The sequence below is a fragment of the Paenibacillus rhizoryzae genome (assembly GCF_059686995.1).
Window position 1 is genome coordinate 290,078 of sequence record NZ_JCAALT010000001.1, and the last position, 13,484, is coordinate 303,561.

Annotated in this window: 11 protein-coding genes; 8 read left to right on the top strand and 3 right to left on the bottom strand. The window is 49.9% G+C overall.

The genetic code is table 11. From position 1 onward, the window contains the following. The first annotated feature begins 42 nt into the window (after positions 1-42). A complete protein-coding gene (locus AC6ESO_RS01255; RefSeq protein WP_497089820.1) occupies positions 43-1,113 on the top strand; it encodes a DUF294 nucleotidyltransferase-like domain-containing protein in 1,071 nt (356 codons plus the stop codon). An 18-nt stretch (positions 1,114-1,131) separates the two neighbouring features. Further along, positions 1,132-1,866: an exonuclease domain-containing protein gene (locus tag AC6ESO_RS01260; protein ID WP_497089821.1), complete on the top strand. Its 735-nt coding sequence runs from the start codon at positions 1,132-1,134 to the stop codon at positions 1,864-1,866. Here AC6ESO_RS01260 and AC6ESO_RS01265 read toward each other — a convergent pair. Together AC6ESO_RS01265 and AC6ESO_RS01270 are read right to left on the bottom strand one after the other, a co-directional pair. Continuing rightward, a complete protein-coding gene (locus AC6ESO_RS01265) occupies positions 1,840-2,337 on the bottom strand; it encodes a M67 family metallopeptidase (RefSeq protein WP_497089822.1) in 498 nt (165 codons plus the stop codon). The two genes, AC6ESO_RS01260 and AC6ESO_RS01265, sit on opposite strands and share 27 nt — an antisense overlap. A 78-nt stretch (positions 2,338-2,415) precedes the next feature. Then, entirely contained in the window at positions 2,416-3,726 is a 1,311-nt protein-coding gene (locus tag AC6ESO_RS01270) for an MFS transporter (RefSeq protein WP_497089823.1), read from the bottom strand. Positions 3,727-3,861: 135 nt separating this feature from the next. On the opposite strand from AC6ESO_RS01270, the gene AC6ESO_RS01275 reads away from it, so the two are divergent. After that, on the top strand, positions 3,862-4,422 hold the full coding sequence (locus tag AC6ESO_RS01275; protein WP_494817020.1) for a redoxin domain-containing protein: 561 nt from the start codon (positions 3,862-3,864) through the stop codon (positions 4,420-4,422). Between the two features lie 67 nt (positions 4,423-4,489). Here AC6ESO_RS01275 and cimA read toward each other — a convergent pair whose 3' ends face one another. After that, positions 4,490-6,106, bottom strand: coding sequence for a citramalate synthase (cimA, locus tag AC6ESO_RS01280; RefSeq protein ID WP_497090468.1), 1,617 nt, complete (start codon positions 6,104-6,106; stop codon positions 4,490-4,492). 183 nt (positions 6,107-6,289) lie between these two features. Here cimA and AC6ESO_RS01285 point away from each other — a divergent pair, with 183 nt between their 5' ends. The 5 genes from AC6ESO_RS01285 (at position 6,290) to AC6ESO_RS01305 (ending at position 13,476) form a co-directional block, all read left to right on the top strand. Then, entirely contained in the window at positions 6,290-7,576 is a 1,287-nt protein-coding gene (locus tag AC6ESO_RS01285) for a DNA polymerase IV (RefSeq protein ID WP_497089824.1), read from the top strand. 66 nt (positions 7,577-7,642) lie between these two features. Beyond that, positions 7,643-7,879: a ferredoxin gene (locus AC6ESO_RS01290; protein ID WP_090977858.1), complete on the top strand. Its 237-nt coding sequence runs from the start codon at positions 7,643-7,645 to the stop codon at positions 7,877-7,879. A 190-nt stretch (positions 7,880-8,069) separates the two neighbouring features. Next, positions 8,070-9,941: a CHASE2 domain-containing protein gene (locus AC6ESO_RS01295; RefSeq protein ID WP_497089825.1), complete on the top strand. Its 1,872-nt coding sequence runs from the start codon at positions 8,070-8,072 to the stop codon at positions 9,939-9,941. Positions 9,942-9,970: 29 nt separating this feature from the next. After that, positions 9,971-11,854, top strand: coding sequence for a FecR domain-containing protein (locus AC6ESO_RS01300; RefSeq protein WP_497089826.1), 1,884 nt, complete (start codon positions 9,971-9,973; stop codon positions 11,852-11,854). Between the two features lie 20 nt (positions 11,855-11,874). Then, positions 11,875-13,476, top strand: a complete 1,602-nt coding sequence (locus tag AC6ESO_RS01305) for an NHL domain-containing protein (RefSeq protein WP_497089827.1) — start codon at positions 11,875-11,877, stop codon at positions 13,474-13,476. The last annotated feature ends 8 nt before the right edge of the window (positions 13,477-13,484 follow it).

The window sequence follows — 13,484 nt, forward strand, 5'->3', positions numbered from 1 at the left end:
TGAATAAGTTGTTCGATATACTGACATAGGGGTGAGCACGGCATGAGCGATCCGGTTCGTGCGAAGCTGCTTACACGCATCGGGACAACCGATGATGTGGTGACGCTGCGCGGCTTGCGGGATCAAATCCACGAGCAAATGGAAGCTCTGCACGCAAAGCAGCCAATTGAACAATTTAATACGGATCTGAATGAGGTACATGACGCATTCATTCGTCGGGCGATCTCACTTTCGGAAGGGCAAATGGCACGGCTGGGGCATGGTTCCCCACCCGTGCCTTACGCGTATTTATTGTTCGGCAGCGGAGGCAGGGCGGAACAAACGCTGTCAAGTGACCAGGACAGCGGTATGATTTACGACGATCCGGAAGAGGAGTCGAAGCGGGAGCAGGTAACGGTTTATTTTCAAACCTTCGCCGAATTGATTGTCGCGATGCTTCAGAAGCTCGGTTATCCGCCTTGTGAAGGAGAGGTCATCAGCTCGAATCCGATCTGGTGCCAATCGCTCTCACAGTGGAAAGCGAAACTAGACAGCTGGTTTGAAGAGCCGGACTGGGAATGTGTCAGGTATCTTCTCATCGTAGCCGACAGTCGAATGATTTATGGTCAGAATCAGCTACTGCAATCATTGAAGGATCATTATTATACGGATATGTTAAATCACCGTGTCATCGTACGTCACATGCTTAACAATACGATGCGACATAAAGTGCTGATCGGTGTGTTCGGCCAACTGCTTAAAGAACAATACGGCACAGACGCCGGCAGTTTGGATCTGAAATACGGTGCGTATATCCCTATGGTCAATGCGATGCGATTGCTAAGTATACAAGCAGGTGTGCGTGAAACGTCGACAATTGCGCGGATTCATCGATTACGTCAGTTAGGAGTCATAACGGAAGAGGACTGTGTCATGTATACCGGCATATTTCGTCTATTCATGCGACTTCGGCTGATGAGTACGGAGAAGCGAGAAGATGGGTTATATATGAACAACGGCAAACTGCCGCATGTGAAGCTGACGAAGGAATTAATCGAGGAGCTGAAAGCCGGACTCAAAGGCGTAAAGAAGCTGCAACGCTTCGTTCAAAAGCAGGCGACGGGAAGGCTCTAGAGCAGCGGAGGGAGAACCATGAAGGAGCAAAAAAGTGTAGGCAGGATGTGGCATTTATACAAAATGGGCGGAATTACACCGGCGATTGCTTCGATGATGGGCGCTCAAAACGCACAGCAAATGGCCTTCATCCGCTCGATGTCGAAGGAGCAGCGCAAGGAATCGATTATGGACCAGCCGCTGCAAGATATGGAGGTCGTCGTCTTTGATTTGGAGACGACCGGATTCTATCCGACAAACGGGGATGAAATCTTATCGGTTGGCGCTGTGCTCGTGAAAGGGGATCAGCTTGTAGAAGGCGGAACGTTCTACAGCCTAGTAAATCCTAAACGAAAAGTGCCAAAGCATATTACGGAGTTAACCGGGATAACGAATGAGATGGCCCAGGATGCGCCGGATCTGATGCAGGTGCTTCATGATTTCATGGAGTTTGTCGGCAAAAGATTGCTCATCGCACACGCCAGCGGTCATGACAAGCAGTTTCTCAATGCCGCCCTGTGGCGGACATCGAAGGTTAATCTGACACATCGCGTGCTTGATACGATGCTGGTAGGGAAATGGCTGGACCCTAATCGGCTCACGTATAACTTGGACGACATGCTCACATTGAGCGGAATTGAAATAACACAGCGGCATCATGCGCTGGAGGATTCTCTCATGACAGCCAAGCTGTGGGTACATTATTTGAAGCGAATGCATGATCGAAATGTGATTACACTTGAGGACTTATATGCTTATTTGAGTCAACATTAACGGTGTGAAGAGACCGTTCTCCGCCCAATAGGGCTGAATAAGCGGTTTATCCATCTGTTGCAGCGAAACGATCCAATAATGAATGCCCGATTCTGAAGCATGCAGGCCATTCCAATCCGTAATACTTGGGATCGGTTCTGACAAGGGATGGGAGTGAAAGTAGCCGACAAGCGATTGTCGGTTTTTTTGCATGCCGTAATAGACCCGAATCCATTCCTCGGGATCGAACGCGAACCGATTCCTCGGCTGCTGCGACCGATTGCGAATGGCATGAATGCCCGTTACGGTCACGAGAGGCTGCCTTTCTTCCCTGATTGGACCGGTCAGTATCCCGCATGCCTCCTCTGGTAATGCCCTTACGCAGCATTCTACGAGTGCTTGATAGGCACCGGTTGTCATTGTCGCTTGAGTTAGCCCTGCTCTAGCAGCATGAGATTCTGAATCGTTAGCGGCTTTGATGAAGTTGTTCATCTACACAATGCCTCTTTTCATTTCGAAGATCATTGTCTCATTATAGCGATTCCTTTCCTTGGAAGACAATGAGCCGTTTTACTGCGTATCGCCGGCCTTCTTAGGCGGATGCACGAGGAAGATAATGATGAGAAGGGCGCCAAATGAGAGGACAGCGACAACACTGTACAGCAGAGTATCGGAACGTTTGGCCATCCAACCGAATAAGGGAGGTCCAAAAGCGACGCCGAAGAAACGTAAGCTGCTATAAAGGGAGGTGACCATTCCCCGATGCTCACGATCTACCGAGCCGGTAATGAGTGTATTCAAACAGGGAAGCAATAGTCCGGTCCCGGCGCTGCTGAGTGCCGCGAAGCCGATTAACGCATACACACTGTTATGGATGAAAGCAGCGGCTGCCAATGCCAAGCCCATCACGGTTAAACCGATGATCATGAGCCGCCGCATGAGTGCGCCGTTATTTTTGATTTTGCGGCCGGTAACGTAAGCTGTAATGACTAAGAAGAGGAGCGGGATCGCCAGAACGCCACCTTTCGCGACGCCGTCAATATTGTAGGGGGCTTCTTCTAAGACGTCGGATAGCCGGAATAAGACGCCGAACAGGATAAAGAGTCCAAGAGAGCCGGATACGAAGGCAGAGATGAGCCAGCGCCCTTTCTCCTTGAAAACCTTGGCGATACCCGCAATATATTGTTTTACGGGCGTTTTCTCTTTATTTTCTTTGGGCGGTTCCTTGATCAAGAACATCATGGCGAAGAATGACCCTGCACAGAATAATGGAAAGGCAAACAAAGGGGCATACCAAGCCATTAAGGCGAGCAGAGAACCGATAATCGGACTGATGACTTTCCCGGCTCCATTCGAGGCTTCGATTAGCCCCAATGCTTCGCTTTCGCTCCCGTCCTTGTACATGTCGCCGACTAGCGCCATTGCGATGGGAGAGGTACCTGCAGCGCCTATTCCTTGAAGCGCACGTGCGGCAATAAGCAGCCAGTAGGCATGCATAACGGCTCCTATGCCTGCAACTATCCCCGCAATTCCATAGAGAGCGAGAGAAGGCAGAATAACGGCTTTACGTGTGAAACGATCGGATAAGTATCCTGAGATCGGAATGATGAGACCGGCTGCAACCGAAAACAATGTAATAACAAGACTTGCTTGAAACCCTGAGATGCCAAGCTCCTTCTCCATATCCGGCAAAATAGGGACGAGCATCGAATTACCTAGTACGAGAACGAGCGGTACGGTTGCGAGCGCGCAGTATTCAAGCCATTTGCCTTTGCCCTGTTCACCTTGCTTTGGCTTGTTCTTACTGCCGCTGCTCGATTCGCTCGTGCGCAGCTTGCCCGGTTTCCCTTGGGACCATCTGGATTTCGTTGCTTGATTCATTAGAACAGCTCCCATGGCGAATTTGTGTCATCTCGACGGTAATGTTCCCACGAACTTGAGCATCCATTCCCAAGCGTGGTAACATGTAGGAAGGTTGTCCAAAACAAGATATTGCATACGAAAGAAGGCGCAGGGATGAAACGTTCGATCGTACTGATCGTCATCGTGCTGGTATTGGCCGGTGCCGCAGTATACCAAAATAGAGGCAAACATAACGAAGCGCTTGCCGCTTCCAGCGACATGCTCCCCAAACCGGGCTATACGGCTCCCACACTGGAGCTGCCAAACTTAACGGATCAAGCAACAGCCATCGGCGGTAAACGCGAGAAGCTGCTCATGGTGAATTTCTGGGCATCCTGGTGCTGGCCTTGTGAGATGGAGGCGCCGGATATGCAGGCATTATCGGAGAAGTATGGCGATAAGCTGGAGCTCTACGGAATCAATGCAACAAGCTTGGATAAAGAGCGTCAGGCCAGAGAGTTTGTCACCGAGCAGAAGCTTAAATTTCCAATCCTGATGGATCGTGATGGCAAAGCGACAGACTTGTACAAAGTGAACACGTTCCCTACTACACTTTTGATCGACAGCAACGGGATTGTAAGAGAGCGGATAGGCGGGGTCATTTCCAAGAGCAAGTGGGAAGCGATCATCGACAAATGGATTGATGTGCAAGAGGAGCAGCATACAGGCACATAACTACAAACAATGCGTAAAATAAAGAACGCCGTATCAGCCCATTAAGGCGGATACGGCGTTCTGCCGTTTAGTGATTGACCAATCCGAACTGTTCACGCGGTTCATCCATGGCATTATCGATCCTGGACATATTGAGCAGCGCGTAACGAATGCTGTCCACCAGCGCTTCCCAGCTTGCTTCAATGACGTTGTTCGAGACGCCGACCGTATTCCAAGTGTTCTTGAAATCTGTCGATTCCATTAACACGCGGACTTTAGCAGCCGTTGCATCCTTCTCATCAATGACCCGAACCTTGTAGTCGGATAAGTGGAAGTCGTTAATGCTTGGGTAGAACTGCTCCAGCGATTTGCGAAGCGCATTGTTCAGCGCATTAACCGGACCATTGCCTTCAGCCGCCATATAAACGGTTTGGCCTTCGACATTCACTTTAACAATCGCTTCGGCATTCATGTTGTTGCCGTTTGTTTTCTCAACGATCATTTTGAGTGATTCCAGCTTGAAAATTTCTTTCATTTCGCCGAAGGCATCGCGCAGCAGCAGCTCGAGCGATGCATCGGCACCTTCGAATTGGTAGCCTTGATGCTCCAGATCTTTGATCCGTTCCATAATTTCTTTGGTCTTGTCGTTATTCGCGTTAATATCAAGTCCGAGCTCTTGCGCCTTGGAGATGATATTGCTTTGACCGGCAAGCTCAGAGACGAGCACACGCTGCTTATTGCCGACCAGCTCTGGACGGATATGCTCATATGTCTTGGAATCTTTCATAATCGCGGAAACGTGAATGCCGCCTTTATGCGCGAATGCAGCGTTACCGACATACGGCTGTGCTACAGGCATGTGGACATTCGCGATTTCGCTGATATAGCGGGCTGTATTCGTAAGGGACTGAAGCTGATCGTCACTCAGGCAGCGATAGTTCATTTTGATTTGGAGATTCGGGATGATCGAGCATAGATTCGCGTTGCCGCAACGCTCGCCGTATCCGTTGATCGTGCCTTGCACCTGACGAGCGCCGGCCTGTACAGCTGCTAAAGTGTTAGCTACCGCAAGCTCGCAGTCGTTGTGCGTATGAATACCGATCGGTGCGTTAAGATCCATGCGGATACGTGTTACGATATCATGCACTTCGCTTGGCAATGTGCCGCCATTGGTGTCGCAAAGCACGATCCAATCCGCGCCGGCATCTTGCGCTTTACGCAGTACCGAGAGCGCGTATTCAGGGTTATGCTTGTACCCATCAAAGAAATGCTCCGCATCGAAGATCGCTTCAACGTCATTGCGTTTAAGGAAGGCAAAGGAATCGTAGATCATGGCCAAATTCTCTTCAAGCGTCGTCTGCAGAGCGGTATGTACATGGAAATCCCATGACTTGCCGACCAGCGTCGCAGCAGGTACACCGGACTCGACAATGCGCAGCAGGCTGCTATCTTGCTCTGCCAGTGAATTTTTGCGTCTTGTGCTGCCGAATGCGGTGATTTTAGCTCCCAGCTTCAAATGCTTGACACGTTGAAAGAACTCGATATCCTTGCTGTTGCTGCCTGGATTTCCGCCTTCAATATAATGAACGCCAAGTAAATCAAGCTTCTGGGCAATTTTTATTTTGTCGTCTGCGGAGAGGCTGATTCCTTCGCCTTGCGTGCCATCTCTCAGCGTAGTATCGAAAATGGAGATTGTGTTAGCCATCATTTGCAGAAGCCCCCTTCACTAGTAAATCCTATGCGTAGTCATAATTTTTTATTATAGCATTACTTGCGCGGTGCGTAAATGTTAGGTTGCCACTCCCGAAAAGCCGCAAGTTGACTGGCCTTATCGGCAATTGTATGCTGAGGTGAGAAGCGTATTTTGCGGAATAGGAGGAAGTCGGCAATGTCTGCGGATCAACAGAAACCAGCTGCTAAGAACCGGATTATTTTGCATCTGGACATGAATGCATTCTATTGCTCTGTACACGAAGCGGAGGAACCGCATCTATATAAAGGAAAGCCAACAGCGGTTGCCGGCAGCGTAGAGCTGCGCAAGGGCATTATTGTCACTTCTTCCTATGCAGCCCGCAAGCAAGGGGTGAGGACAGGGATGACCGTGCGTGAAGGAATACGCCGATGCCCGGATCTGATACTCATTCGCCCTGACTTTGATCTGTACCGCACCTATTCGCGAGGCTTCATGTCGATTGCCAGGCAATACACGCCATTGGTAGAAGCGATGTCAATCGATGAATGCTATATGGATATTACAGGCTCATCCACTTTCGGAGAACCACTGGAAATTGCGCATGCCATACAGGATCGTATTCGCAACGAATGGAACCTGCCATGCTCGGTCGGCGTCGCGCCGAATAAGCTGCTGGCGAAGATGGCCTCCGATATGCAGAAGCCGAACGGGTTCACCGTGCTCCGCATTCGCGATGTTCCGAAGCTGCTGTGGGATAAACCATGCGACTCGCTGTTTGGAATCGGGCGAAAGACAGCTGATAAACTGACGAAACTCAATATACGAACAATCGGGCAACTGGCGGAAGCCGATGAAGCCATGCTGACGAAACATTTTGGCGTACTCGGTTCTTGGATGAAATCGGCATCGCATGGATATGATCATTCGCCGGTTAATGCAGCCAGAGAACGGAACAAATCCGTCGGTCATACGACGACACTGCCCAAGGACGTGAAGGATCGCGCGGATGTGCACCGGATCTTGCTGAATTTGGCCGATCAAACCGGACGCAGAATGCGTCATCAGAAAATGATGGCATCCACCGTACAGATCGTTATCCGCAGACCGGATATGACTACGGTGAGCAGATCCATTACGCTTCCTGTGCCTACGGATTCCGCTGCAGACATCCATAAAGAAGCTTGTAAACTATTCGATAAGCATTGGCCGCTTGGCGAGCCTGTCAGGCTGCTAGGGATCACACTGCAGAATCTATCATTGCAGGAAGAAACGGCTGTTCAGCTAGACTTGTTCGAGTATAAAGAGCAGCCTAAGAAAGCCGCACTAACGAAAGCTATGGATATGCTTCGCGATAAGTTTGGCGAGGATGCCGTCCTTACGGCCGGCATGCTTGGAGACGATCCTTCGGCATTAATTCGTAACAAACGAATTAGGGGGACATCCTTGCAAACAGACGAGCATATGTTATATAGTGATGAGTGAGGGTTGTTCGCTAAAAAACCACACAATCGTAAGTTTCTTGGCTTACAATTAATAGGAGGGAATACGATGTCGAAGTTTACTTGGGTTGAAAAAGATACGTGCATAGCTTGCGGAGCATGCGGGGCAACGGCACCGGACATTTATGACTACGACGATGAAGGTCTAGCAGAGGTTATTTTCGGCAACGACGGTAATCACGGCAATACAGAAATCCCATCGGATCTATATGATGATTTGCAAGACGCGGCAGACGGCTGCCCGACGGATTCCATCAAAATCGCAGACTCAGCTTTTAACAACTAATTCTGCTAAATAGGATTGTAGAATAATCCCATTTCTTGTTTCGACAAGAGGTGGGATTTTTCTTGTTGTTTCGACATGTTTATATTGCCATATCTTCTGAAGGTGAACTAGAATAGAAGGAAGATTACTAGGAAAAATTTACTGATTTTTGCGGGATTAGGGGGAAATTATGCTCAGGCGGAAGTGGTTGATGACAACAGCCTCAGGGCTGTTAATTTGTTTGTTCTGGACGTTTCTAAGCAGCCTGGGAACAGGCGGCACGCTAGGCCGGCTAGAGTCGATTTTGCAGGATAACATTATGCAAAAGGCAGATGCGGATCGAGCTCCGAACGTGAATATCAAGCTCATCAAAATCGACCAAGCCTCGCTCGACAATTTAGGACAATTTCCATGGGACCGCGGACTCTATGCACAGCTAATCTCGATGTTGGCGGAAGCGGGTGCTAAAGCCATCGCACTGGACGTCGTGCTGGCTGAACCTGGGAATGATCCGGAGAGCGACAAGCTGATGGCAGAGACGATGAAGAAATACCCCAATGTCATCTTACCTGTCGTCTTTAACTTCAAGGCGAGACAAGATGAAGCCGGAGAGCTTGAAACGGAATCGATTTCCTATCCTGCCGAGACAATCGGAGCAGGACCTGATCAATTAGGACATATCAATGTCCTACAGGACAAAGACGGAACAGTCCGTAAGCTAACGATCGGATTGAAAGATGATAAAGGCCAAGTAATTCCGGCATTCAGTGTGAAGCTGGCCAATTATTTGTTGGACCAAGCGCATCAAATAGGGTGGAATGAGGAGAAGAAAAATTGGTATCGCGGAGAGCAGCGAATTCCGGCAGACAGCCGTAATCAAATTGCCACGGAATTCTATACGGAGCCTCGTGAAGAGATGAGCCTAGCGACAGGGTATGATTCACAGTCCTTCTTCGATGTGCTCTCGGGAAATATCCCGGCGGATTACTATCAAGGCGATGTTGTGCTGATCGGACCATTCGCACCCGGCTTGCAGGACGAGTACTTAACTCCGCTCAGCCCGACGCTGAAGATGTACGGCGTTGAGATTCATGCCAATATGATTCAGTCGCTGGTTGCCGGGAAGTTCTCAACGAAAGCAAGTCCTGTTGTGAATTACGCCTTGATCATTCTACTGACGCTGCTTGCAACGCTTTTATTTGAACGGGTTACCGGCAGGAAGGCGTTTGCCGTATATGGAGCGCTCGCAGCAGTATTTATCTTGGTGTGGATAGAGCTTTATCAGCTTAAATCATTCTTTATCACCTTTACATATCCGTTCTTGGCATTAACTACGGTCTTCATATGGTCCGTCGTCAGCCATTATATTACGGAACGAAGAGAGCGCAGCCGAGTCACGAATATATTTGGACGTTTCGTCCCGCGTACGGTCGTGGATGAAATGCTCGCTTCCGGCGAGGAAGTAACGGTTGGCGGTCAACGCCGCGACATCAGCGTTATATTCGTCGACATTCGAGGCTTTACACCGATGTCCGAGAAGCTGGAACCGGAGCAGGTTATTCAAGTTCTGAATGAATATTTGGATATTTGTACGAAGGCCGTATTCAATTGGAACGGTACGCTCGATAAGTTCATCGGAGACGGTGTGATGGCGATCTTCGGCGCACCGATATCGCAGCCGAACCATCCTGAGCTCGCTGTACGTGCCGCGCTGGAGATGAAACGCCAATCGGCGGAGCTCGAGGAACGTTGTTTGCGCGAGATTGGCGTCCCCGTTCGATTTGGCGTCGGCGTGAACAGCGGCCCTGCCGTTGTCGGCAACATAGGCTCTCAGATGCTGCGGCTTGACTATACGGCGATCGGCGATACCGTCAATCTGGCGGCGCGATTGGAGTCTAACGCGAAGCCAGGGCAAATTCTGATCAGTGAAGAAACACTGGCCCGGGTGCAGGGCAAATTCATTACGCAATCGATCGGCGAAGTGAAGGTGAAAGGGAAAGAGAAGCCTGTCCTGGTTACGGAAGTATTAGGCGAGGCAGATGAACATAGCGAAGTGGATACTACGAATAAAGAAGCGATCTAGAAGGATCAGCTGAAAGGGAGAGTAGGAACATGATCAGCACAAACTACCGCAGGCTGCTCACGATGTTATGCTTGCTGCTCGGAATAGGGCCGGCTTCATTTTTTGCAGGTGCGGGCAAGGCTTCAGCTCAAGTGATGCGCGTTACGATCGTAGATTCGATGAAAGGTTCCGTTTCTGTTCTTAAATCGGGCGGAGCTAAGCCATTCGCGGCCTTTAAAAACATGAGCTTAAATGAAGGCGACCAAATCGCAACGAGTAAAGATGGCAGTGTGGTGCTTCAGTTAGCCAGTGATGATGCGGATAAGGATACGATTACGATCGGCCCAAGCTCTCAGGTTACGTTCACGAAATTGAAGGAAGCTAGCGGCACCAAAACCAAAATGAGCGTATGGGCAGGCTCGCTGTGGGTGAAAGTAAAATCCGTTTCCAATGCGAATGATCAATTTGAAGTGGAAACGCCAACCTCGATCATGGGTGTACGCGGAACTCAGTTCTTTGTCGGCGTCAATCCGAGAACGGGGCTGACGAGCGTGTTCTTGGCAGCCGGCGTAATTGAGTCTATTACAGGTGGTATTCGTCTTGGAACAGATGGGGAGACGGAGCAAGATGATACAGTCTTGTTGTATCCGGCTCAGCAGCTAGATGAAGCGAACGATGCAGACGGAGAAGGTTTAATGACCTCCGTTTCGATCATGGATATTACAAACTTCATTAATAACGCTTCTCCGGAAATCATCAAAGCCATCCTTGAGGATGCCGCTAACATTCGCAAGGAGCAAGATGAAATGCTGGAGAAAGCGAAAAACAGCATGGATGATCCGGCGGGCAAAAATAACTTCGGCGGTACGATTAAATCGCAAGAAGATCTGCAAGCAGCAACCGATAATTTGACGAACTTGCTGTCGATTATGGCTCGCGAAGCGGTGGATAAGCAGAAGATCGATAAATCTGTCATTGATCAGATTAATAAGGATGCCAAAGAGAAGCTGCTAGACCTGAACACAGTTGCAGAACTGAAGCTTTCCGAAGCAGATAAGTTGAAGCAGAAAGCAGCTGAAGAGCTTAAGGAGAAGCAGAAGAAGCTTGGCGAAGCCAAAGAGAAGCAATTGCAGGAGCAAAAGGAAAAAATGGCTGAAGCCGTAAAGAAGGCGAAGGAACAGCAGGCGAAGCTGGCAGAAGAGAATCGGAAGGCTTTGGACGAACTAACGAAGAAGCTGGAGCTGCTTTACTTCGAGAAGCTGACTAAAGCAGAGCAGGACAAGTTTAATGCAGACCGCGGGGAAATCGCGAAAGAGCCGATTAAAGAGAATAGTTCAAGCAGCGGTACCAACAATGGTACTTCAACGAATGCGCTTGCCAGCTTGAAATTCAGTCAAATTGCTTATGCTACCTCGCCGCTCATCCTGTCCGGTCCTACGGGAGCGGTCGATCTGGAAGTCGAGTTTAGCGGGTTTAGCGAATCGCGTAAAATCAAAGGGTATCAAATTGAGATCGAATACGATGCAGGGACGGCTACTTTCGATACCGGCAGCTTTGATGGCGCATCAACTTCCCTCAATTATCGCTCCGGTGGAGGCGGTTTCGTGGTTGAGCCTGAAGGAAAGAACGTATCAGGCGCAAACAGCGTAGACGACTATCGGATCGTAGACGGCGAAACGAGCAATACGCTGGTTTATACGGTAGCGAAATTCTCAGGGGATTCTGTTCAAATCAGTAATGCCACGTCGGTCTTGAAGCTGCCGTTCCTTGTCAGAGCGATAATGCCTGGCAATGAAGAAATCGGTCCGGATACATTGGCAACGCCGGTTCACTTCCGGATCAAATCCATTACTGCTGTAGATGCAGCCGGTGTTCCCGTAGCGACTGTTAAGGGACCGGAGCTAACGCTTCAAGTGAAGCCCGCCAAAAATTGACGTAAGGGGAAAAGCAGCTCATGATCAATAAACAGAAAGCTGCCGCGCTTACACTTGCAGCGGCAGTATCGCTAGGTTCATTCAGCAGCAACCTATATGCTGCTTCATCTACATCGACGGTTGATTCCGTGCTTAGAAACAAACCGCTTTATGAGGTGTATACGGCTGCTGGCACCGGCGCTTATGAATTGACTAATGGCAAATCAACGGCAGCAGCATTTCGCGAACCTACATCGCTGCTCTATGATGCCGGCGCCGATGCCTTTCTGGTTGCAGATTCCCGCAATCAGAATTTGCGTGTTGTGACACCTTCGCAGACAGCTACTGCAGCGGGCGTTTACATCGGAGATGACGAGTTCAATTCTCCACTTGGAAGCTTGGAAGATGGTTCCGTAACGGATTCCGCATTTAATCGTCCGTCCGGATTGGCGGAAGATGCGAGCGGTGCCGTTTACATTGCAGATGCCGAGAATAATGCAATCCGTAAAATTTCGAATGAAGGTAAAGTGACAACCCTTGCCGGGAATGGAATCATTGGCTCGGCTGACGGCACAGGTGAAGCAGCGCGCTTCTATCATCCACTGGATCTGGCAGTTACAGGCGAAGGCGTCATTTATGTGGCGGATACGTTAAATCATGTCATTCGCCAAATTAAAGCGGGCAAAGTGACGACGCTGAACGCCGCTTCGACTCGGATTATCGAATATTTCCCCGGCGTAGTCGAAGGCGTCGGCGACTATGCGGACGGCCCGCTCAGCCAGGCGAAATTCAATGAACCGAGCGGCCTTGCACTAGATGCGAAGGGCAATTTATATGTAAGTGATACCGGCAATAATCGCATTCGTTATATTGATTTCAAGACGCAGACAGTTACAACGGTTGCTGGAGGCGTAACGGGTACGGCTGCCCAATATGAAGCCAAAGCTCCATACGCAGAGGGCGGTTATGCCGACGGCAAGGCAGCAGCAGCTAAATTCCAAACGCCGCGTGGATTGACCGTCACACCGGAAGGTGGCGTGCTTATCGCCGACTCGCTCAACCATGTTATCCGTTATTTGAATCAAGGCGTGGTAACGACGGTTGCGGGTACGCCAGGTGAAGAGGGCAGATCCGGCGGAGTAGCGGGAAGTGCGTCACTGAATAGGCCGACCGATGTTGTGTGGATGGGACAAGGCGCATTCGGAATTGCAGATGCAGGAAGCAATACGGTTCGAGTAGTAGTCCCGTATACGGTGCCAGCGCAATTGAAAGTTAATGGAAGCATCCATTTGCTGTATCATCAGAATGTGCTCGACTCCGATGCGGCGCCGATCATTAAGGCGGGAACAACGTACGTACCGCTTAGAGTGCTGACCGAGAAACTAGGTTTCCAAGTGAAATATTCGGGTGGATCGGCTGTTCTTGCGCTTAATGGCGTGAGCTATACGGTGAAGAGCGGCTCCGCTCGAATCGTGAAGAAGCTGCCAAGCGGAGCGTCCGAAACATTGACACTTCGCTCGGCATCATTCACATCGGACAGCAGATTATTCCTGCCGGTTCGATTCTTCGCGGAGGAGCTTGGACTTGATGTGCAGTGGTTATCCGATTCCCGATCCGTCTTGCTGCGCGATAAGAAATTTTAAGATCGTAC

Coding starts and splice junctions, on each gene's coding strand:
- AC6ESO_RS01300 (WP_497089826.1), top strand. CDS start 9,971: ATGATCAGCACAAACTACCGCAGGCTGCTCACGATGTTATGCTTGCTG.
- AC6ESO_RS01260 (WP_497089821.1), top strand. CDS start 1,132: ATGAAGGAGCAAAAAAGTGTAGGCAGGATGTGGCATTTATACAAAATG.
- AC6ESO_RS01265 (WP_497089822.1), bottom strand. CDS start 2,337: ATGAACAACTTCATCAAAGCCGCTAACGATTCAGAATCTCATGCTGCT.
- AC6ESO_RS01285 (WP_497089824.1), top strand. CDS start 6,290: ATGTCTGCGGATCAACAGAAACCAGCTGCTAAGAACCGGATTATTTTG.
- AC6ESO_RS01305 (WP_497089827.1), top strand. CDS start 11,875: ATGATCAATAAACAGAAAGCTGCCGCGCTTACACTTGCAGCGGCAGTA.
- AC6ESO_RS01270 (WP_497089823.1), bottom strand. CDS start 3,726: ATGAATCAAGCAACGAAATCCAGATGGTCCCAAGGGAAACCGGGCAAG.
- cimA (WP_497090468.1), bottom strand. CDS start 6,106: ATGGCTAACACAATCTCCATTTTCGATACTACGCTGAGAGATGGCACG.
- AC6ESO_RS01255 (WP_497089820.1), top strand. CDS start 43: ATGAGCGATCCGGTTCGTGCGAAGCTGCTTACACGCATCGGGACAACC.
- AC6ESO_RS01295 (WP_497089825.1), top strand. CDS start 8,070: ATGACAACAGCCTCAGGGCTGTTAATTTGTTTGTTCTGGACGTTTCTA.
- AC6ESO_RS01290 (WP_090977858.1), top strand. CDS start 7,643: ATGTCGAAGTTTACTTGGGTTGAAAAAGATACGTGCATAGCTTGCGGA.
- AC6ESO_RS01275 (WP_494817020.1), top strand. CDS start 3,862: ATGAAACGTTCGATCGTACTGATCGTCATCGTGCTGGTATTGGCCGGT.